17 protein-coding genes are annotated in these 20,169 nt (G+C 62.3%); 9 read left to right on the top strand and 8 right to left on the bottom strand.

All coding sequences use genetic code 11. The annotated features are described in order from the left end of the window. Positions 1 to 65 precede the first annotated feature (65 nt). The 7 genes from HPY65_11925 to HPY65_11895 form a co-directional block, all read right to left on the bottom strand. Positions 66 to 467 (bottom strand): NifB/NifX family molybdenum-iron cluster-binding protein, encoded by a 402-nt coding sequence (locus HPY65_11925; GenBank protein ID NPU85180.1) that lies wholly within the window; start codon positions 465 to 467, stop codon positions 66 to 68. A gap of 235 nt (positions 468 to 702) precedes the next feature. Beyond that, the gene (locus tag HPY65_11920; protein ID NPU85179.1) at positions 703 to 1,599 is read right to left on the bottom strand and encodes a sulfurtransferase; all 897 of its coding nucleotides are present in this window, start codon (positions 1,597 to 1,599) and stop codon (positions 703 to 705) included. Positions 1,600 to 1,761: 162 nt separating this feature from the next. Further along, positions 1,762 to 3,135: a sigma 54-interacting transcriptional regulator gene (locus HPY65_11915; protein ID NPU85178.1), complete on the bottom strand. Its 1,374-nt coding sequence runs from the start codon at positions 3,133 to 3,135 to the stop codon at positions 1,762 to 1,764. A gap of 195 nt (positions 3,136 to 3,330) precedes the next feature. Next, a complete protein-coding gene (locus HPY65_11910; protein ID NPU85177.1) occupies positions 3,331 to 4,044 on the bottom strand; it encodes a hypothetical protein in 714 nt (237 codons plus the stop codon). A gap of 72 nt (positions 4,045 to 4,116) precedes the next feature. Next, complete coding sequence (locus HPY65_11905) at positions 4,117 to 5,682, bottom strand: flavocytochrome c (protein ID NPU85176.1); 1,566 nt, start codon at positions 5,680 to 5,682, stop codon at positions 4,117 to 4,119. A 200-nt stretch (positions 5,683 to 5,882) separates the two neighbouring features. Further along, on the bottom strand, positions 5,883 to 6,428 hold the full coding sequence (locus tag HPY65_11900) for a DUF4142 domain-containing protein (protein ID NPU85175.1): 546 nt from the start codon (positions 6,426 to 6,428) through the stop codon (positions 5,883 to 5,885). Positions 6,429 to 6,479: 51 nt separating this feature from the next. Next, the gene (locus HPY65_11895) at positions 6,480 to 7,055 is read right to left on the bottom strand and encodes a phospholipase D family protein (GenBank protein NPU85174.1); all 576 of its coding nucleotides are present in this window, start codon (positions 7,053 to 7,055) and stop codon (positions 6,480 to 6,482) included. An 880-nt stretch (positions 7,056 to 7,935) separates the two neighbouring features. On the opposite strand from HPY65_11895, the gene HPY65_11890 reads away from it, so the two are divergent. The 9 genes from HPY65_11890 (at position 7,936) to ccsB (ending at position 18,561) form a co-directional block, all read left to right on the top strand. Continuing rightward, the gene (locus tag HPY65_11890; protein NPU85173.1) at positions 7,936 to 8,958 is read left to right on the top strand and encodes a hypothetical protein; all 1,023 of its coding nucleotides are present in this window, start codon (positions 7,936 to 7,938) and stop codon (positions 8,956 to 8,958) included. 23 nt (positions 8,959 to 8,981) lie between these two features. Further along, positions 8,982 to 9,872, top strand: a complete 891-nt coding sequence (locus HPY65_11885) for a sulfurtransferase (protein ID NPU85172.1) — start codon at positions 8,982 to 8,984, stop codon at positions 9,870 to 9,872. Between the two features lie 263 nt (positions 9,873 to 10,135). Beyond that, positions 10,136 to 12,124 (top strand): hypothetical protein, encoded by a 1,989-nt coding sequence (locus HPY65_11880; GenBank protein NPU85171.1) that lies wholly within the window; start codon positions 10,136 to 10,138, stop codon positions 12,122 to 12,124. Beyond that, complete coding sequence (locus HPY65_11875) at positions 12,117 to 12,920, top strand: hypothetical protein (GenBank protein ID NPU85170.1); 804 nt, start codon at positions 12,117 to 12,119, stop codon at positions 12,918 to 12,920. The genes HPY65_11880 and HPY65_11875 overlap by 8 nt, the downstream gene beginning before the upstream one ends. A gap of 21 nt (positions 12,921 to 12,941) precedes the next feature. Next, complete coding sequence (locus tag HPY65_11870) at positions 12,942 to 14,813, top strand: cytochrome C (protein NPU85169.1); 1,872 nt, start codon at positions 12,942 to 12,944, stop codon at positions 14,811 to 14,813. Positions 14,814 to 14,868: 55 nt separating this feature from the next. Continuing rightward, positions 14,869 to 15,660: a hypothetical protein gene (locus HPY65_11865; protein ID NPU85168.1), complete on the top strand. Its 792-nt coding sequence runs from the start codon at positions 14,869 to 14,871 to the stop codon at positions 15,658 to 15,660. Between the two features lie 41 nt (positions 15,661 to 15,701). Continuing rightward, positions 15,702 to 16,160: a DUF1499 domain-containing protein gene (locus tag HPY65_11860; GenBank protein NPU85167.1), complete on the top strand. Its 459-nt coding sequence runs from the start codon at positions 15,702 to 15,704 to the stop codon at positions 16,158 to 16,160. A 179-nt stretch (positions 16,161 to 16,339) separates the two neighbouring features. After that, the gene (locus HPY65_11855) at positions 16,340 to 17,725 is read left to right on the top strand and encodes a cytochrome c biogenesis protein ResB (protein NPU85166.1); all 1,386 of its coding nucleotides are present in this window, start codon (positions 16,340 to 16,342) and stop codon (positions 17,723 to 17,725) included. Further along, a complete protein-coding gene (gene ccsB / locus HPY65_11850; protein NPU85165.1) occupies positions 17,722 to 18,561 on the top strand; it encodes a c-type cytochrome biogenesis protein CcsB in 840 nt (279 codons plus the stop codon). The genes HPY65_11855 and ccsB overlap by 4 nt, the downstream gene beginning before the upstream one ends. Before the next feature lie 583 nt (positions 18,562 to 19,144). Here ccsB and HPY65_11845 read toward each other — a convergent pair. Continuing rightward, positions 19,145 to 20,014: a ribonuclease D gene (locus HPY65_11845; protein NPU85164.1), complete on the bottom strand. Its 870-nt coding sequence runs from the start codon at positions 20,012 to 20,014 to the stop codon at positions 19,145 to 19,147. Positions 20,015 to 20,169: the final 155 nt, after the last annotated feature.

The raw sequence follows: 20,169 nt of genomic DNA, 5'->3' as shown, positions 1-20,169 counted from the left end.
TAGCGCGGGGGAGGTCGGAGGAGGAAGGATGCAACGAGAGCGAAACAGGTGTGAAAAGGCGACAATCATGAATCCGGTGCCTCCGCTCGACCGCGTCGGCGTCGGCATCGCGCTCCGCTTTTGCTGAATGCGGATCGGCATCCGGGTAGAAGATAACGCTCCCCGTCCAGTGTTTCCTCGCGAAAAGCGTTGACCACCTCTTCCACGGGACCCCGGACAAAGGGGATCAGCCGGATGCCCGCCGCCTCGACCCGGTGCGCAAGGGGTCTCGAAAGGGCGCCGCAGATCAGGACGTCAATCCCGAGGGATTTTAGATGAGCCGCCCGCTCAAGAGGAGAAGAGCCTTTCGGGAATTCCATCCGCTGAACCCGGTCCCCCCCGGGCAGGTTTTCGATCACGACCATTTCGTCGGCCGCCTCGAAGACGGTTGCGACATGGCCGTTCCAGAACGGTACGGCGATCTTCATGGCACTTTCCTCGCATGCATCTCTTCAGAAAGCGTGCCAGATTGCGGTATGAGGTAATAACATAATGGAATGATGAGGTTTTAAGAGACGGCGCAGGAGGATGCAAGGCAAGGGGTTGTCCAAATAGACGCACTTATGCGCCTGTCAGGTGCCCGCTGAGATGCATAAATGCAACCAGGCTGGACTCTCGGCCGGGCGTATCCGGCCGGCCATCCTGCCATAAAGGGCCGTCCCTTTACTTCTCGACCGGTGCGGAGGGGTCTGCAGTCCACTCCTGAGTGGAGCCGTCGTAGATGCGGACGCTGTGATAACCAAGGAGCTCTCTCAGGATGAAGGCCCAGGTGGGACAGCACTGGCCCACGTCGCAGTAGGTAACGACCTCCCGGGAGAGATCCTTGCCGATGGCCGCCTCCGCAATGGCGGCGAGCATCGCCGGACTCTTGAAGGTGCCATCCTCGGTAAAAGCGCAGGAAGTGGGCATGTTTACGGCTCCCGGGATGTGGCCGGCCCGGGTAATGCAATCGAGTTTCTTCTTGCCGGAGAAAATCTCGGGTTCCCGGACGTCCAGGAGGAGGACCTTTCCCATTCGGGCCTTCACGTAGTCCTTGTCGGCAATGAAATCCCGCTTGAGCTTCGCCGTGAAGGGTTTCGCCGCGGGCTTTCGGAGTAAGGTGGAGAGCCGTTTCTTCCCCCGGAGCCATGCATCGATACCCCCGTCAAGGAGAGCCACGTTCGGAATCCCGGCGTACTGAAGGGTACAGGCCACCCGGGCGCTCTGGTAGCTTTCCCGGGGCGTGGCGACGCTGCCCGCGACGACCACGAGGGAATCCGTGCCGATTCCGGCCTCGCCGACCATCTCCTGAAGGTCGTCCACTTCCGGGATCTCGGAGTAAAGTTCCCCCTTCCGGAAGGCCCAGGCACGGTAGAACGAGCTGACGGCGTTCGGGATGTGGCCTTCCATGTACTGCTCGACCTTTCGCACGTCGATCACGATCAGCCGGGGGTTGTCCAGGTTGGCGTCAAGCCAGTCGACCGAGACGATCGGCGCAATCTCCCTTGCCCCCGCCGGAACGGAAAGGACAAGAAAAAGCAGGACCGGCAGCAGGTTTTTCAGAAGAAATGAATGCTTCATGTTCTTCCTCCTTTCCCGGGCAATATACCCCAAAAATGGACATACACAAGGTGTGCCATTATCGCCGGCACATACGCATGATTGTTATGTCGAAAGAATCAGAGGGTTTATCGGCTGAAAACGCTGATCCGTCGGAATAGGGGACGCGTTCCGGAGTCGCGTTTATGCATCCGTGCCGTCCGATTCCCTGCGATCCGGGATCTGTATCCCGAGTGCCCGGATCTTCCGGAAAAGGGTGCTTTTATGAATGCCGAGCTGCCTGGCCGTCTTCACGCGGCTCCATCCGTTCCGGCGGAGAACGTTCGTAAGGAACACGGCCTCCATTTGCTTGATGGACAGGTTCTCCGCGGGGAGTCCGGTCAATTCCTCCGTCTCCCGCGCCCAGAGAAACTCGGGCAGATGCTGAGGCAGGATCGGGCCCGATTTGCAGAGGATGAAAGACCGCTCGATGACGTTTTCCAGTTCCCGGATATTCCCCGGGAATCCGTGGGACATCAGGCAGGCCGTTGCCTCGTCGGACATGCCCGGGATGTCTTTGTTCTGCACGGCATTCATCTGGCGGATGAAATGGTCGGCCAGGAGGGGAAGGTCTTCCATGCGCTCCCGCAGGGGCGGCAGGACCAGGCGGATGACGTTGATCCGGTAATAGAGGTCCTCCCGGAATTTCCCCTCGCGGACCAGATCTTCGAGCCTCCGGTTGGTGGCGGCGATGATCCGGGCGTCCGCCGGGACAGGGTCCACGGAACCAAGGGGTTCATACACTTTTTCCTGGAGCACCCGGAGCAGCCGGACCTGCATCGCCGGGGAGATGTCTCCGACTTCGTCCAGAAAGAGGGTCCCCTTCTCCGCCCGCCGGAATCGTCCGGGCTTGTCCCGCTTCGCATCCGTGAACGCCCCCGCCTTGTACCCGAAGAGCTCCGATTCCAGGAGCGTGTCCGGAAGGGCGCCGCAGTTGACCGCGATAAAGGGTCCGTTTTTCCGGGAACTCAGGTTATGAATGGCCCGGGCGAAGATCTCCTTTCCCGTGCCGCTCTCTCCCTCCAGGAGGACGGTGCTGCCGCTCATGGCCACATCCGGGAGAATGTCGAACAGCTGGTGCATTCGGGGATTCTTCGACAGGATGTCTTCGAAGGAGTATCCCCCCCGGATCTTCTTCCGCAGGTTTTCCTCCACGCTGATGTCGCGGAACGTCTCGACGGCGCCGATGGCGTTTCCGCCCTCGTCTTTCAGGATGGCCGTCGAGATGCTGATGGGGATCCGGCGCCCCGAGGCCGTGATGATGCGGACGGTACGGTTGACGATGGGCCGGCCCGTTTCCTGCGTCTGCCGCAGCAGGCAGGTTTTTTCACAGATGTCCGCCTTCAGGACCTCCTTGCAGGGCTGGCCGACGGCGTCCCTGCGCAAGACCCCGGTGATCTGCTCGGCCGCCCGGTTGAAGCTGGTGATCCGCAAGTCCCGATCCACCGTGAACACGCCGTCGGCGATGGAGTCGAGGATGATGTTTTCGGTCCGGGCCGTTGAGAAGGTCGGTTTCATGTGCCTGCCATTGACGGTGAGATGGCTTCATCATAAGGAATCTCCCGGCGGTTTTCAACCGGTGTTGAGCACTTTACGAAGAGAGGCACCGATTTGGGTGGAGAGAGTCCGGGTTGTGTCCGCGGAGGAAAAAGGGTACCGGGGAAGGAATCCGTCCGGAACGGCAGTCGAACCGCCGTCCCGGACGGAACAAAGTCATTTTGCCTGCCCGGGGATCTTCATCTGGAATTTCGTGTGACAGTCGAGGCAGTACACTTTGGACGGACCGTGGGCCTTGTGGCAGACGGTGCACGCGATTTCCCCCAGGTGGGACTTGTGGGGGTTCCTGTCCGCAAAGTCCTTGGGCTCCGTCTTCTTTGCCAGTTTCTCCAGCGGACCGTGACAGGTCAGGCAGCGGGCGTTTTCGACCGTGTCATCCGGCTTGGGCAGCGCCTTGCCGTGACAGCTCGCACAGGCCACGCCCTTGTTGGCATGGAGCTTGGCCGTGAATTCCTCCTTGGCGAGCGTGCCGTAAATCTCCTTGAGCAGGTCCATGTCTTCCTTGGACGGAGCGCCCCAGCTCTCCTTCATGCCGGCCAGACCGAAGCTCTTGCCGGGCGTCCAGGTGTGGCAGGTCAGGCAGTCGAGGCTGCCCTTCGGAGGAATGTGACCGGCGTGGATCCTGACGGAGAATGGATTCTTCTTCGCCTCGCCGCCCATGTCGGGGGCGTGGCACTGGAGGCAGGCGGCCAGGTTGTTCCCCGTCACGGGGGGATGGGTCTTGGAGACGACCGCCTTCAGGTCGGCGTGGCAGGAACTGCACGAGACCCCCGCCTTCTGTGCCGCTCCGTCCGCCCTGTCTCCGGGAAGCGTGAAGAAAACCGCCAGGAGCGCCGGCAACAGGAACAAAAGGAAATATCTCTTCTTCATGGGTGACCTTCCTTGGAAAAGGGGAGCCCGCGAGGAACTCCTTCGCGGACTCCCCGGCAAGGGGGACGGTGCTTACGCCCTTTCCTTGGCGGCATTGGTGCCCGCCACGCGGCCGAAGGACACGGCATCGGGAATGGCATTGCTGCCCAGGCGGTTCGACCCGTGGACGCCGCCGGCGACTTCGCCGGCCGCATAGAGCTTCGGGATCACGGCGCCGAAGACGTCGATGACCTGGGCGTTCGGGTTGATCCGGATGCCCCCCATGCAGTGATGCACCGCCGGCCACTGGGAGACGGAGTAGAAGGGGCCCTCGACCAGGGGGATCATGACCTTCGTGATGGGCTTGTTGAAGTCGGGATCCTTGCCCTGCTCGATATAACGGTTGTGGTCCTCGATGGTCTTCACCAGGGCGTCCGCCGGAATGCCGAGCTTGCCGGCCATCTCGGCGATTGAATCGGCCTTGATGAACCGGCCTTTCTTCAGGCCCGCTTCCACTTCCTCGTAGGAGCCGCCCATCTTGAGGATCATGGCGTGGTTGAAGATGCTCCAGGTGGGCTTCATGTTTGCTCCCAGGTTGATCTGGGCGAAGGCGCAGACGTCCCGGCGCTCCAGCTCGTTGACGAAGCGCTTTCCCAGCTTGTTCACATAGACGATGCCGTACCCCGGGCCGTTGAAGGGATACACGGCCGGTGTGTCGAGGATGCTCGTCTCCGGCTCGGCGAAGGGATAGAGCTGAATGAAGTTCATCTGCAGGGTGTCGGCGCCGATGGACTGGGCGAAACGAATCATCTCGCCAGTCGCCCCCGGGTGGTTCGTACAGCCGAAGGCGGGCACCAGCCGCGGATTGTGGGCCATCCGCATCTTGATGTCCCGGCTGAATCCGCCGGAGGCGAGGATGAGGGCCTTGGCGGCCTTGATGTTGAGGGTCCGCCGGCCCCGTTTCACCTCCACGCCGAGGACCGGGCTCTTCGGGTCGGCATCTTTCCGCCAGATCCAGGTGACTTCGGAGTTCAGAACGGTCTTGGCGCCTCGCTTCTCGGCGATCTTCCGAAGCGCCTCGGTGTACTCGCGCCCCACACCGGCCACGGCCGAATGGGTCCGATAGGCCGTGTGGCCGCCGGCACGGGTGACCGTCGGGCGGATCTTGGCGCCGCCTTCGTCGATCATCCAGTTGAGGGCGCCCGCGGCGCCGTTGGCCATGACCTCCACCAGTTCAGGAATGCTGTAGTAGTCGCCGCCCTTCAACGTGTCGTTGATGTGCTGCTTCGGGCTGTCGTCCCCGAGGTTCAGTTTCTGGCGATAATGGAACTCGCTGTCCCAGGCGGCATACACGCCGCCGTTGATGATGGAATTTCCACCGTACGTGGGCATCTTCTCCAGGACGACGACCTTCGCGCCCTTTCCCGCCGCCTCGGCTGCCGCTGCCAGTCCCGCGAACCCGGAACCGATAATGACTACGTCCCATGTCTCGTCCCACTTGGTCGGGAGTTTCTTGATCATGGCTTCCGCCGTCCCGGGGACCCCCATGTTGAGGGCGAGGCCGCTGGCCGCCGCCGCTCCCATCGCTACGGCGCCTTTGAGAACCGAACGCCTGCTCACGCCCTTTGTCGCTGCCGCTTCCGTGTCTTCACGCTTCATCATTCAATACCTCCTTGAAAAGACGTTGATTTGGGTCCGCAAACCCTATGGAGCCGATCTTGCGCCCGGTTTCTCGCCCCCGATTCCCACGATGAATCGGCGCGGAGCCGCGCCGTGACGGCCCGATCCAATGCCGGCCTGCTTTTTTCCTGTATTCGTTCCGATATGCCTCCTTTCATTGGATGGCTGACAAAGATCTTCTATTTTAAAAAGGGCTGCGGGATTCCCAGCAGGATTTCCCTTGCCCGCTTCAGTTGTTCGTCGATCCATGGCAGGACGTCCCCGGCGAAGGCCCGGGTCTCCCGGTCCTGTCCATGGTCGGACTCTTTGCGGTAGAGGCGTCCGCTCCTTTCCTGCTCGTCGATCATGAGGCTGATGTACTGGCGGTCAAAGCCGGCCCCGCGCTCCCGTGCGAGGTACTCCAGCGTCTGGCTCTGCAGCGGATCCAGCATGATCTCGATGGAGATCCCTTTCCCCTGTGCCAGGGAGATGAGGTTGCCTTGAATCCTTTGATTCTCCCGGATCATGTCTTCCCCGTACCGCCGGATGTTTCCTCCGGCGGCCTGCTTCAGGGCAAGCGCCCCCAGGGAGATTTGCCAGAGGCTGTCCTTCGCCGCCTGCCTGATAAATGAGCGGTCCGGTTCGGGAAGAGATCGGTCCGAATCCCCGGCGACAGCCATGCCGAACGTCGCGAGAACCGGCAAAAGGCCGTAAAGCAGCCATCTCCATCTCCTGGCGATGTTCATCCTTCTTCCTTTCCGAATGTCCGTTCCCCGTCGGGAAATGCCATTCCTTTGTCAGTACGGGTCCGAATGCGCCCGGTGTGTTTTCCAGTTTTCCGAGTACAGGGAAGCCAGCTCCGGGGATTCGATGATCAGGAGGTTTTCTCCGTTCATCTCATCCGAGACGGTCGTGAAGTTGAGGGATCCCGTGATGACCGTGCGGCCGTCGATGACGATCACCCGGTCGTTGGCGGCGGCGTGTTTCCCGTCCAGGAAAACCGTAACGCCGGCATTGGCCAGTTGTACGGCCGGCGTCATCCCTTCCTGCCGCTCCGACTTGTCGAGGATGACGGAGACCTTCACGCCCCGCTCCCGGGCGTCCAGGAGTGACCGGGTAATGGGAGGGCTCAGGAGGCTGTGGGCCTGGACCAGGATCTGCGAACGGGCCCCGGCCAGGGCCTGCACGATCCCGGCGACCGCGCCTCCCCGGGGACTGAAAAAAACCCGGATCGGCGTGTCCTTCCCGAGGATCAGCTCCGCGGCGGTGGCTGCGTGGGGTCCGATGACAAATAAAAAGGCAAGGAACAGAAAAAACTTCGGCGGGTGTGGGCGGCAACGGGCAAGGTCTGGACGGCCGTTCGAGCGGAACATGACTCATCCCCGAAACGAAACGGCATCACGCCGCTTCGGTAGGTTTATAATGGGTGATGGACGATAAAAACCCGAGGGACGCTTCGAAAGAAACCAGGAACCGCCTTTGATGTTCCGACTCGCTTGACGCGCGGAATTTATACTACATTTTAAAAAACAATGGCAGTTTTTTTTCGGTTCCTCCGGCTTCACCCGCGGCAACCGGCATGATAGCACGAGCAGCCTCGGGTTCGATCGTGCGCTCTCAGGCAACTCCCGCCGGGATTGCTGAACGCTCGGCGGGTTTCCGCAGGCCGCTGAACGAGGCCCGATCGACGGGTCGATCCCATCCTTCGTTCGTGGTCGTTCCGCAGGGCGCAAAGCCCGGCTCAGGATATCGAGGCCCCGTAACCGGACTTGGTTGTGCAGCCTGAAGCGACGGCGTTCGGGTAATTTGTCCATCCGATTGTCCGGACGCCGCCGGTATGGTTTCCTGAAATCACGAATCGGAGGCGGCGGACAATAGGGTTGCACCCTACTTTCAAGGGAGGAGGAACCCCGAAAGCATGACGCATCTTTTCCCGGGCACAATTGTTTCGTTTTCTCTGACGGTGTTTGACAGGGGAGAACCGGTTTGTTATAAATTCACCCTAAGTCGTGAATCCACCGTGAGGGTCCTGCCATGCGATGGCTTTTCAGACCGTTTCCAATCGTCCTTCCGCTTTTTTTTCTCATGGTCCTGGCCGCAGACGCCGCTCAGACCAGCTCCTGCGTCACCTGTCATACCAATGCATCGATCATGAAGGCCATGGTGAAACCTCCCGCAATGGGGGCCGAAGGGGAAGGGTGAGCCGGGGCGCCTCCGCCGGTCAAGGCGGATGAGTATTACAAAGGATACGTGGTGGACAAAGACCTGCTCGGGAAGGACGTCCACCTGAAGCTCCCCTGCAAGCTTTGCCACCAGGGTGACGACAGCATCGTCTCCAAAGACAAGGCCCACAAGGGGCTGGTCCGGAGGCCGTCGGACAATCTCCAGAAGTGTGCCATGTGCCACAAGAAGATCGTGGAGACCTACGGCAAGTCTCTCCACTATACCACGGCGGGCCAGCGGGAGGGTGTCCGGCCCCGTTTCTCGCCGTCCGAATTCAAGGCCTTCGAGGAGAAGGTCTTTGAAAAATCGTGCCGGAGCTGCCATGCCTCCTGCGGAGACTGCCATGTCAAGTCTCCGCCTGTGTCCGGCATCGGCCTGGGGCTGATCCGGGGACACAAGTTCGTCAAGAAGGACGAGGGAAAAACCTGTGCCTTCTGCCACGGCGGCCGCGTGTACCCGGAGTTTACCGGAGAATTCGGAGGCTCCCCGGACGTGCATTACCAGAAGGGCATGATGTGCATGGACTGCCACCGGAAGGCGGAGATGCACGGAGACGGTACGGCCTATCAGTCGAAGCAGGCGGTGAAGGACCGGCCTGCCTGCATCAGCTGCCACAGGCAGATGACGAGTCCGAAGCTCTATGTCCGGGCGGCCCACGAGGGACACAAGGACAAGGTGAGCTGCTACGGATGCCACTCCTCGGGCCAGTACCGGGACTGCAGCGGCTGCCACCTCGGACCCGGCTCCAAGTCGTCCGCCGGTTTCCGTCTGGGCCTCAATCCCAGGGACGGAAAAAGCCTCACGACACTGCGGCTGGTTCCCGCCGTGCGCGATACATTCGCGTCCGCAGGCATCAAAATGGAGCATTTCGATGCGCTTCCCAACTACTGGGACAGCCCGGTCCACAACATCCGGAAGCGGACGGACCGGACCCGGAATTGCGATACCTGCCATGTGGAGAAAACGGGATTCCTGACCAGGGAACAGCTCATCAGGGACGGCTCCACGGCGAACAGCAGGCTGATCTGTCCGATCAGGCCGATCACGCGGTAAAATCGATTCAAGGAGGATAACCGATGAAGCGAAGGAGCATGCTGTTGGCGGTCGTGATGGCAGCGCTGCTGCTGCCCCTGGCGGCCTGGGCGCAGGTTCTGGATCCCGTCGTCTCCACGGACTGGCTGGAGAAGAACCTGGGGAATGCGAAACTGGTCATGGTAGACGTCCGGAAGGTAGAGGATTACAAGGCAGGCCACATCCCAGGGGCGGTGAACGTCTTTTACGGGACCTGGGCAATCAAGAAAGGGGATCTCCTGAACGAGTTGCCTCCGGCGGACGACCTGGCGGACGCCATCGGCGGAGCGGGAATCGCTGCGGATTCCTGGGTCGTGCTGATCGGCAATACGGCTCCTCCCCCGGCGCGCTTCGACATGACCCGCGTGGCCTGGACCCTGAAGTACATGGGTGTCGACCAGGTGGCGATCCTGGACGGCGGCCAGGAGAAATGGGTCAAGGAAAAGAAGGCTCTTTCCCAGGACATGGTCAGACCCAAAGCCAGGCCTTTCAAGGGAAAGATGAACAAGGGACTGTTCGTTTCCAAGGCCTATGTGGCAGACAGGCTGGGAAAGGCCGTGATCGTCGACGTCCGCGCTCCGGCGGCCTTTGAAGGCAAGGAAAAGCTGCCCTTCGTTCCGAAGACGGGACGCATCAAGGGAGCCGTCAACCTGCCCGTGAGCGCTCTCTACACGCCGGAGGGACTCTACAAGTCGAAGGATGCCCTCGCCGCCCTGGCCTCGAAAGCAGCCGGGACGGATCCCGGCAGGGAGATCATCCTCTATTGCGACACCGGGAAGACGTGCACGTCCTGGGCCTTTGTCATGTCGTCCTGGCTGGGTTACCGGGATGTGAAGATCTATGACGGCTCCTTCATGGAGTGGGCAAAGGATTCGGCCGCACCCATGGAGCCCTAGTAGGTTCCGCAGGAAGCCCGGGTGCCGTGTTCCCGTCATCCTTTGCCATTTGATGCATGAACCATGGCTCGGGACATCGGGAGTGTTGTCTCAACCCTGTTTGAGCCGCCTGGAAAAGACGACTCGACAGGCTGCTGAATAAAGGAGTGCAAATTCCCATCCGCCCCTCCGGACGGGAGGGGCGGATGGCTTTTCTTCCCCCATGGACATGGAGCCGGCCGACCGTGCCGCGCTCTCCGGTTTGAATCGGTAGGGACCGGATCATGAAGCAAACGAAATCACCCCATGTCTCTCCCGTCATCGCGGCCCTACTGCTTTGTCTGCTGGTGATCGTCCTCCCGGCGCCGGCCCGGGCCCATCCCGATGTCTGGCTGAAGAACGAGCAGGGCGACCGGATCACCCAGCTCTCGAACCGGGCGGATCCTTACAGCCCCAGGAAGTCCTGCGGGGCCTGCCACAACTACGACGTGATCACGTCGGGCTATCATTTCCAGCAGGGCTTCGATGAGATGAGCGACCGCCACGATCCAAAGCGGCCCTGGATCCTTTCCCCGGGCATGTTCGGAAACTGGTCCCCCTTTGCCGCCGCCGGCCGTGTCGCCCGGAAGGCGAACGGCAGTGCCCGGGAAATAGACCTCTCCACGTACGACTGGATCGGCGGTTACGGGAAACGGAACCAGAAAGCGGGCGTCGAGTCCGTGGCCTGCGGCTGGTGCCATCCCGGCGGCGGTCCTCTCGAATACGGACGCCGGGCCGACGGACGCCGCAACCTGACTGCGAACCACATCGAGGCGGAGCGGTCCGCGAAAGCCCCTCTCGACGGCGACTACTCTTCCCACCTGACGCCGGACGGCCGGAGCCATTTCCGGGAGAGCGGCGTCCTGGAGGCGGACTGCCTGATCTGCCACCGGAAAGGCTACCGGTTCGAAGAACGGATCGAGCAGATCAACCGCCGGAATTACCGCTGGGCCGCCACGGCGGGCGGCGGCCTCGGGAAAGTCAGCGGCGCCGTCTTCACTTATGCCGCTCCCGGAGCGGGATCGGAATCCCGGGCGTTTCTCCGGGGGACATGGAACTTCACGAAACGGCCCGTTGTGGACTATTCCTGGACCGACGGCAGCCTGTTCACAAAGGACGGCCGTCTTCGCGGATCCGTCATTTCCCGGGCGGTGCAGCGGGACAACTGCCTGGCCTGCCACCGCGAGGGAGACGCCAAGAACACCGGAACGATCAACGACGCTCCCCATGACGTGCACGCCGCAGCCGGCCTCCGCTGCAGCGACTGCCACCCCTTGGCCGGAAAGTCCCGGGCCGAACGCCTCCGGCACCAGATTGCCAAGGGATGGAATCCGGCGGTGGCGGTGCGGAACGACCTGGACGGGCGGGACATGAAGACCTGCGCCGGATGCCATTACGACAGGAAGTACAAGCCTTCCCGGCCCGGAATGCCCGCGGCGGCCAGGGATCCGCAAAGCGCCCACGAGAGGAACTTCCCCAGGGGATCCTTCCACTTTTCCCTTGTCGCATGCACCGGCTGTCACGCAACGGAACGGCCCGCCCGGGGTCTGGCACTTCTCGATATGAGCACCGGCCGGGAGGCGGGCTTCACGGCGGACGGCTTCGCTCTGGCCCTTGTCCCGGCGGACTATGGCCGGCAGGCCCGGACGCCGTGGCTTCCCTGGCAGACCAGGGGCCGGGCGGGAGAGGTGTCCCGTGAGAAATACCTGTCCCACGTGCCGAAGTTAAAGACGTGGTTCGGTGAGCGAATGAAGAGCGGAGAGATCCGTCCGATTCCGCTCCGGCATGTGCAGCGGGCCGCAGGCGGGGTTCAGGGTCTGACGTCCCTGGCGGTGAATGGCGGAGACGGAAAGAACGTTCGCCTCCCCGCCGCCGTGTCGGATGCCGACATCCTCGGGATGATCCAGGTGCTGCAGAAGAGAGGATTCCGGAACGTGGTCTTCATCTCCGACCGTGTCTACCGTTCCGAGGGAAGCGGGATTGCAGCGGAGCCGCTGGTCGGTGCCGTCAAATCCTATCCCGTGGAGCACGGCATCACTCCCCTAAAGCAGAAGAAGACGCTTGGAGCGAAGGGATGCACCCAGTGCCACGACGATGCGGCTCCTTTCTTCACGAAGATGCAGATGAAGAATCCGAGGGGATTTCTCAAGGACGACTACCCGAACCTGAAGGAGCCCAATGCGGTTCCCCAGATGAGCGAATGGGGGCTGACCCGTGTTCCATCCCATGAATAACCGGATTCTCCGTTCCGGGCGGCTCGCCGTGCAGGTCTCCCGGGGCCTCAAAACGGGCGGCCTTGTCCTGGTGGCTCTTCTGCTTCTCCTGTCGGGATCCGCCTGGGCGGCAGACGCCACCGGTGCGGGTCCTGCGACCATCGACCCGGCGGCCCTGGACCGTCTCCTGGAGGAGGGCGGCGCCACCGTGCTGAACGTCATGAGCCGGATCGAGTGCCTGGACAGCCGGATTCCGGGTTCGATCTGTCCGTCCGTTGGGGATCCGGCGGTGCTGCTTCCCCGGCTGGCGCCGGACCGGAATCGCCCGCTGGTTCTCTACTGCGTGATTCGGGAATGCCCCCAGGCGGATCCGTATCTCGCGGCTGCGCGGCCCCTTGGTTACACGAAGGTCCTGGTGCTCAAGGGTGGCCTGGCTGCCTGGAAAGAGGCCGGGTTCTCCATCGAGTCGCCCGGGCGGATTCCCCGGACGCCCCAGCCTGCGGTCCGGCCAGCCGTGCTCAAGGGTTGGCTGGAGCAGAAACGGCCCCTGACGGTCCTCGACATCCGGATGACCGATGCATACAAGCAAGGCCATATCGGGGATGCCCTCAATATCCCCCTCGAGGAGCTTCACGAGCGCTATCCGGAAATCCCCCTCGACAAACCGATTCTGGTTGTGGACGACTGCGGAGAGCGGTCGTTTCTCGCGTCGTCGTATCTGCGGAGAAAGGGGCTCGATGCTGTGCGCCTTTTCGGAGGGATGCGGCAGTGGCAGGCGTTTCTGGAAAAGGAATCGAAATCCCGGGGCAAACGATAGGAAGAACCGATAGGTAGAAAGATGGAACGATTATATCGCTGGCTGCGTCGGTATGGCGCTCTCCTGCTCGCGGCGGGTGCATGCCTGGCCTGGATCCTCACGACGGTCCCCGGTTACGCCTCGGTCTCGTCCTCCGCCTGTCTCGGCTGCCACAGCAGCGAGCCGTTCCAATCCCGATATGCCGGTTCCGCCCACGGGGCGAACAGCTGCACGAGCTGCCACCAGGGGATCACCGACGCGGGCCGCCACATGAGGGGTGAGGAGAAGCCGAAGCCTGTGGCCTGCGGCGACTGCCACGGCGAAGTGGCCCGGGCGTTCGGGAAGAACGTTCATTTCCTCCGGGGAAATTTCCAGTGTGCCGACTGCCATGGGGAGATCCACGGGCTCCGGAAAACGGAGGGAAGCGTCAAAAAGGCCATCGTCGAGGACTGCACGCGATGCCACAGCCGGGACGAATATGTCACCGCAGGGCATGCCGAGGCCGTCCTGAAGGGCAACGAGGACGCCGCCTCCTGCGCCGACTGCCACGGGCTTCACGACACTCGGGCTTTTCATACGGCCGGGGGGGCATATCCGAAGGAAGCGCGGACGCATTACACGGAACGGTGCGTGAAATGCCACACCGACGCGGATCTTGTGAAGCGGAACAAGCTCCGGCCGAACATTGTCGCCTATTACGAGCAGACCTATCACGGCAAGGTGCGCGGCGCCGGCTATCCGTCCCAGGTTGCAGGATGCGCCGACTGTCATAAGGGGCACGACATCCTTCCCAAGACGGATCCCGGCTCCAGCCTCTATCCCGCCAACCTCGTGAAGAACTGCGGCGCCTGCCACCAGGGATTCCATCCCCGTTTCGTTTCCTACAGCGCCCACCCGGACTACCACGACCGGGAGAATTACCCCGCCCTCTACTGGGCCTTCATTTTCATGGAGATTCTCCTGGGAGGGGTGTTCCTCTTCTTCTGGACCCACACCTTCCTGTGGTGGCGGAAGGTATACTGGGAGAAGCACCGGCGTGAAAAGGAAGGCCTCCTTCCGGAGCAGTGTTTCCCGGGAACCGACGGCCATGTTCAGATCCAGCGCTTCCGTCCCTGGGAGCGGCTGATGCACGTGATCCTGATTGTTTCGTTCTTCACGCTCATCCTGACGGGGTTCCCCATCAAATATCCCTCCGTTCTCTGGTCGAAATTCCTGCTGGGACTGTGGGGAAGCAACGAGGTGGCCGGGTTCTTCCACCGGCTGGCGGCCTTCGTTCTCATCGTCCTGGTCACGATTGTAGCGATCAAGGGCCTGATCTACTTTTTCCCTAAAGGACAGGGTATGAAGGGCCTCGTCGGCCGCATATTCGGTCCCGAGTCGCTGGTTCCCAACTTCAAGGACATCCGGGACATCCGGGACATGTTCCTCTGGTTCTTCGATCGGGGGCCCATGCCGAAGTTCGAGCGCTGGACCTACTGGGAGAAGTTCGACTTCTGGGCGGTCTTCTGGGGCATGTTCGCCATCGGCGTCTCGGGCCTTCTCCTGTGGAAGACGGAGTGGTCATCCTGGATCGTCCCCGGCTGGGTCCTGAACGTTGCGACCCTGGTCCATTCCGAGGAAGCGCTTCTGGCGGCCCTGTTCATCTTTACGGTCCACTTTTTCAACACCCACTTCATCCCGACGAAGTTTCCCCTGGATCGTCTCATCTTCTCGGGCACGTATACCCTTGATGAAATGAGGGAGCAGCGTCCCCTGGAATATGAGCGGGTGATGGCGGAAGAGAGACTGGAAGGCCTCAAGCGGGAGCACCCCGGTATCGCCGTGAAGCTGTTTGCCGCCGTCTTCGGCCTGGGAAGCCTGCTTCTGGGTCTCCTCCTGACGGTGCTGATCGTGTGGGCGATGCTGGCGCCCTGATCCACTCCGGAGGGTCCATCCGAACCATGGTGTTTTGAAAGGGGAGGGAACGGCCATGACATTCGACAACATCGTGCTGGAAAGGAAGGACTCGATCGCCGTCGTCCGCATGAACAGGCCGCAGTCGCTGAACGCCCTGAGCACGGGCCACCTGACGGACCTGGTGAAGGGTCTGGAGATTTGCGCCGAAGACGAGAGCGTCCGCTGCGTGATCCTGACGGGTCAGGGACGGGCCTTCTGCTCCGGCGGAGACATCGGCGAGTTCCGGGAGTCCCTGGACACCAATCCCTCGGAGCCCCTGCGGCAGATCATCAAGCTTCTGAACATCGCCATCCTGGCCATCCGGATGATGCGCAAGCCCGTGATCGCCGCCGTCAACGGGGCAGCCGGGGGGGCCGGCATCAGCCTGGCCGCCGCCTGCGACCTGCGGCTCTGCGCGGCCTCGGCCCGGTTCCGCCAGGCCTACACGAGCCTGGGCCTGGTTCCCGACGGTGCCTGGGCACTCCTGGTTCCCCTTCTGATCGGATTCTCCAGGGCGAACGAGTTGATGCTCCTCGATCCGGTGTTCGATGCCCGCCAGGCCCTGGAGTGGGGGCTCGTCAACCGCGTCGTGGAGGACGCGGAGCTGGAGCGGGAGGCCCTCGAGCTGGCCGGGCACCTGGCCCGGGGCGCCACGACGGCCTTCGCCATCGCCAAGGAGAACATGAATCACTCCATGATGGATCTCCTGGAGCGCCAGTTGGAGCGGGAACGATCAGGAATGATCCGGGCCGGGAAGACCCGGGATTACCAGGAAGGGGCCCGGGCGTTTTTTGCCAAGCGTCTCCCCGAATTCACAGGAAAGTGAGCATACGGACCGGTATGCCGGCAGGGGGCGACGTGAGCCGGATTCTGAAACCGCTGATCCTGCTTCTTGCCGGGTTTTGCTTCGCCGGCTGCTCCGGGGCAAGGCCCGACGGCCTCGGCCTGAAGGCCGGCCGGCTGGCTCCCTGTCCCTCCTCGCCCAACTGCATTTCCTCCCAGGCTCCCCGGGAGGACCGGACCCACTTCGCGGAGCCCTTCCGCTACGCCGGTTCGGCCGAGGATGCCCGGCGCCGTCTTCTCGACGTGCTTAAGGCCCTGCCCAGAGTGCGGATTGTGGTTGCGGAGGAGCGGTATATCCGTGCCGAGTTCACCTCCACCGTCTTCCGCTTCGTCGACGACGTGGAATTCGTCTTCGATGACGCGGAAAAAGCCGTCCATGTCCGCTCCGCCTCCCGGGTCGGCTACTCCGACCTGGGGGTGAACCGGAAGCGGGTCGAGGCCATCCGCAGGGCGTTCAGGGAGGCCTCGGGAGAGAAATCATAAAAGGAAACAAGGAGTTTCATTAAGGTGGAGCGGCGCGTTCCCGGGCACACGCTCCGGTCGTCTCGCCTCTTGCCACGCTGTTTTGTCGATGGTAAAGAGGGACCGGCTTCCATGGCACGAACCGGCCGGATGGGCCGGACGGCACAGGGAGGCGACATCCAAGTCGGAGGTCCGCCCCGTTGGGCATCAAGCGAAATCCCGTCTGGTCCTTCTTTTCTTCCGTTCAGCTTACCCTGGTCCTCCTGGCCGTTCTGGCCGTCCTGGCCGTGGTGGGAACGCTGGTTCCGCAGCAGGAATCGGCCCAGGAACTGGCGAAGCGGCTGTCGCCGGGGACGATCCGGATCCTCGCAACCCTCCAGATCTTCGATCTGTATCACTCCGTTTGGTTTCTCCTCGCGATGGGCCTGCTGACGGCCAACCTCGTCGTCTGCTCCATCAACCGTTTCCCTGCTTCCTGGCGGCGTTTCAAGGCGGAGGCCTCCGCGGAGGAACACCTGTTTCGGGATCTGCCCCCGGAGCATACGGCGTACGTCAAAGGAACCCGGGACGAAATCGTCACGCGGGCAGAACAGGCGCTCCACCGGCGCTACCGCGACGTGCGCAGGACGGACGTATCCCGGGGACCCGTCCTCCACGGGCAGAAGGGGCGCATCACCCACCTCGGCGTGTACGCCGTCCATCTGGGCGTCCTCCTGATCATAGCCGGGGGCGTTGCGGGGTCCCTCTTCGGATTTGACGCCTACGTACACATCGGCGAAGGGGAAACGGCCACGACAGCCGACCTCGCGGGCGGCAAGGGACAGCACAGCCTCGGGTTCGGAATCCGCTGCGACCGCTTCCTGATCGAGACGTATGAAAACGGGATGCCCAAGACCTACCGGTCGGACCTGACGTTCCTGAAAGACGGCCGCCCGGCCCTCCAGGGTGCGCTCCTGGTGAATCACCCCCTGACCTTCGAAGGGATCCGCTTTTACCAGTCGAGCTATGGCCAGTCCGCCGACGGAAAGGCCCGGCTCTCCTATTCCAGGAAAGGCGGCGACCGGAAGGACGAAGCCGTCACGCTCGGGGAGTCTTTCGCCCTTCCGGACGGGGAAGGGACGGTGCAGGTCCTGCGGGTCGAGGAGAACATGATGCAGATGGGGCCGGCGGTGAAGATCGGCGTCCGGTCCGGCCGGGGCGCCGTCCAGTTCTGGGTCTTTCAGGAAATCGAGCGGATCCGGGAGGGGAATCCGGGGCTCTTCGAACAGGTGCCCCTTTTCAATCCGGGACTGTTCGCCCCCTATGTCTTTTCACTCCGCGGCATCGACGCGCGGTACTACACCGTGCTGAAGGCCGCGACCGACCCCGGCGTGCCCCTGGTGGCGGCGGGGGGCCTGTTCCTGGTGGCGGGCCTGCTGCTCGTGTTTATCGTGGATCACCGCCGGGTGTGGGTTCTGGTGGAAGAAGCCAAAGGCAAGGTGCGGGTCGCCGTGACGGGGCGGGGATTGCGGACGTCGGCGGGGCTGGACCGGGAACTGGCGGAACTGATCCGGGTATTTCGGGAAAAGGGGGACGCGCAGGGATGATCAGCGCGAAGATTCTGAGCTGGGTAACCTTTGTCTATTTCGCTTCCTTCACCGGATACCTGATCGGCCTGATCCGCGGGCGGGACCGGTGGGCGAGGCTGGCTTCCTGGTGTGCGGCGGCGGGGCTTCTGGCCCACACGGCCGCCCTTCTCCTCCGCTGGAGGGAATCCTATGCCCTGGGGATGGGGCATGCCCCGCTCTCGAACCTCTACGAATCCCTTGTGTTTTTCGCCTGGGCGGTGGTCTTTCTGTACCTCCTGGTGGAGTGGCGGACCCGGAACCGAACCCCCGGGGTCTTCGTGGTTCCCGTCGCCTTCCTCCTGATGGCCTATGCCTCCATTTCCCCCGGCGTCAGCGACCGGATCCAGCCCCTGATCCCGGCCCTCCAGAGCAACTGGCTGACCAGCCATGTGATCACCTGCTTCATGGGGTACGCCGCCTTCACGGTGGCCTTCGGCCTGGCGATCCTGCACCTGATCAAGAACCGGAAGAAGCCCGGAAGGAATCCCTCCCGATTCTTCGCCCTCATTCCGGACGAGGACGACCTGGAGGAGCTGCTCTACCAGAGCGTGCTTCTGGGATTCATCTTCCTGACCCTGGGGATCATCACCGGGTCCGTCTGGGCTCACTATGCCTGGGGGGCCTACTGGAGCTGGGATCCGAAGGAGACGTGGTCTCTCGTCACCTGGGTCGTCTATGCCGCTCTGCTCCATGCCCGGTTTGTGCGGGGCTGGCGGGGACGCCGGCTGGCTGTTCTTGCCCTGGTGGGCTTTGCGGCGATGCTGTTCACGTACCTGGGGGTGAATTACCTGCCCAGTCTCCACGCCTACATGTAGCGGGCTGTTGAAAAACGCCCGTCTACTTCGTTTCACTCGTCATTCACCTTAAAGAGCGACGGATTTCAAATCCGTTGTTCCTTCCTTTTTTCTTTTCCTTTCGTGCCAAGCCGAATCCCCTTTCCTTTTACATTCAGCGCATCGGCGCGGGGGCTGCCACGGGGGCGTGCCGCCGTCGCGGACGTTTTTCCGCACGGGCTTTTGAAAAATACCCGTCTACGGCGTTTCCCTCATCCTTCGCCATTCGACGTACCGAAAAGGGTACGACTCATGGCTCAGGATTTCGGGGGCCTTGCATCCGGGCATTTTTGAACAGCCCGCCACACACTTCCGGCAGGGACGTTTCAATTGCTCCTCTGGAAACCCCCGGTCGCGCCCCCGCGAACATTGGTCGGGGAGGGGGGCTTCCCGGAGCGCGAATAGCGGCTTTTTCGGGGTACCCTGCCGTCGCAGCGCAGCGCCCGCGTCTGATTTTCTGTAAAAAAAAAGGGGAAAAAGGTAGGAGGAACAGATTTGAAATCCGTTCTGCTTTATTATCTGAGGAGGGATTGCATTCCGTCCCCATAACTCTTGTCGGCTCCGATCACGCCTCCCGGAGAACTTTTACCAGCTCGGCGCCGTACCGGCCCGTTCGTTCGTGGGACAGAATCCCGCTCCGCTTGAGCATCTCGGCGGAGGGGTTCTCGATACTCGCCAAGGCCACCATCTCCTGAGAGGAAAGAAGCATGAATGGCGAGCGGTCCATCTGCTTCGATTTCCACCACCGCCAGGCATAGAGCCGCTTCAGCCGCTCCCGCTGCGGGGCGGTCAGATCCCAGACTCCCTGGATCCTCCGGTATCCTTCCGCACGGAAGGGCCGCTCCTGCCAGCGGGCGGCGGCGATTTCCCGGAACGAGCGCTTGGCCTCCTCCTGGAGGCCCTTCTCCCGTATTTCCGCTTCCAGTCTCTCGTAAAGGGGGATCAGGTGCAGCGTGTCCTCCGCTGCATAGGCGAGCTGCTCTTCCGTCAGGGGACGAACATCCCAATTGGACCGCTGGACCTTCTTTCGCTTCGGGAAGGGGATGCCGAGGCAATCCTCCACCAGCGCCGCCAGGGACAGGTTCGGGTATCCCAGGAGCGTGGCCGCCCGGTACGTATCGAAGACGTTCCGGAAGGTGAAACCGAAATCGCGGTGGAGGAGGCGGATGTCGTTGTCGCCGGCGTGGAACACCTTCAGCACCTCTCGGCTGGCGAAGGGCCGGGTAAGGTATTCGGGAGGAATGCCGTCCAGGGGGTCCACCAGGTAGGTCATGAAGGGCGTCTTGATCTGGATGAGGCAGAGCTTGTCCCGGAAATAGCGGAAGGAGTCGTATTCGGTGTCCAGGGCGATCCAGGGAGAGGATGCGATGTCGCGGCCGGCCTCCTGCCGCTTTTCCGATGTGTCCACCCAGATCCATCCGGTTTCCGATTTCATGGCCCGTTCTTTCCGTTCGCTGGACGTATTGAGATTTCCTGCCGGGATGATAGCTGCAATACGCCAAGGGAGGGGGTTTGTCAACGGACGATGGCGCAGAAACCATGGATCTGGCCGGTCATGAAAGGAAACATCCCCGGATGCGGGATGGGGCC

The organism is Syntrophaceae bacterium (assembly GCA_013177825.1).
GTDB lineage: Bacteria > Desulfobacterota > Syntrophia > Syntrophales > PHBD01 > PHBD01.
The sequence above is the reverse complement of the archived record's forward strand: the minus strand, read 5'-3'. Positions and strand labels throughout refer to the sequence as shown.

Coding starts and splice junctions, on each gene's coding strand:
- HPY65_11905 (NPU85176.1), bottom strand. CDS start 5,682: ATGAAGCGTGAAGACACGGAAGCGGCAGCGACAAAGGGCGTGAGCAGG.
- HPY65_11870 (NPU85169.1), top strand. CDS start 12,942: ATGGAACGATTATATCGCTGGCTGCGTCGGTATGGCGCTCTCCTGCTC.
- HPY65_11845 (NPU85164.1), bottom strand. CDS start 20,014: ATGAAATCGGAAACCGGATGGATCTGGGTGGACACATCGGAAAAGCGG.
- HPY65_11910 (NPU85177.1), bottom strand. CDS start 4,044: ATGAAGAAGAGATATTTCCTTTTGTTCCTGTTGCCGGCGCTCCTGGCG.
- HPY65_11885 (NPU85172.1), top strand. CDS start 8,982: ATGAAGCGAAGGAGCATGCTGTTGGCGGTCGTGATGGCAGCGCTGCTG.
- HPY65_11865 (NPU85168.1), top strand. CDS start 14,869: ATGACATTCGACAACATCGTGCTGGAAAGGAAGGACTCGATCGCCGTC.
- HPY65_11925 (NPU85180.1), bottom strand. CDS start 467: ATGAAGATCGCCGTACCGTTCTGGAACGGCCATGTCGCAACCGTCTTC.
- HPY65_11920 (NPU85179.1), bottom strand. CDS start 1,599: ATGAAGCATTCATTTCTTCTGAAAAACCTGCTGCCGGTCCTGCTTTTT.
- HPY65_11900 (NPU85175.1), bottom strand. CDS start 6,428: ATGAACATCGCCAGGAGATGGAGATGGCTGCTTTACGGCCTTTTGCCG.
- HPY65_11875 (NPU85170.1), top strand. CDS start 12,117: ATGAATAACCGGATTCTCCGTTCCGGGCGGCTCGCCGTGCAGGTCTCC.
- HPY65_11880 (NPU85171.1), top strand. CDS start 10,136: ATGAAGCAAACGAAATCACCCCATGTCTCTCCCGTCATCGCGGCCCTA.
- ccsB (NPU85165.1), top strand. CDS start 17,722: ATGATCAGCGCGAAGATTCTGAGCTGGGTAACCTTTGTCTATTTCGCT.
- HPY65_11915 (NPU85178.1), bottom strand. CDS start 3,135: ATGAAACCGACCTTCTCAACGGCCCGGACCGAAAACATCATCCTCGAC.
- HPY65_11895 (NPU85174.1), bottom strand. CDS start 7,055: ATGTTCCGCTCGAACGGCCGTCCAGACCTTGCCCGTTGCCGCCCACAC.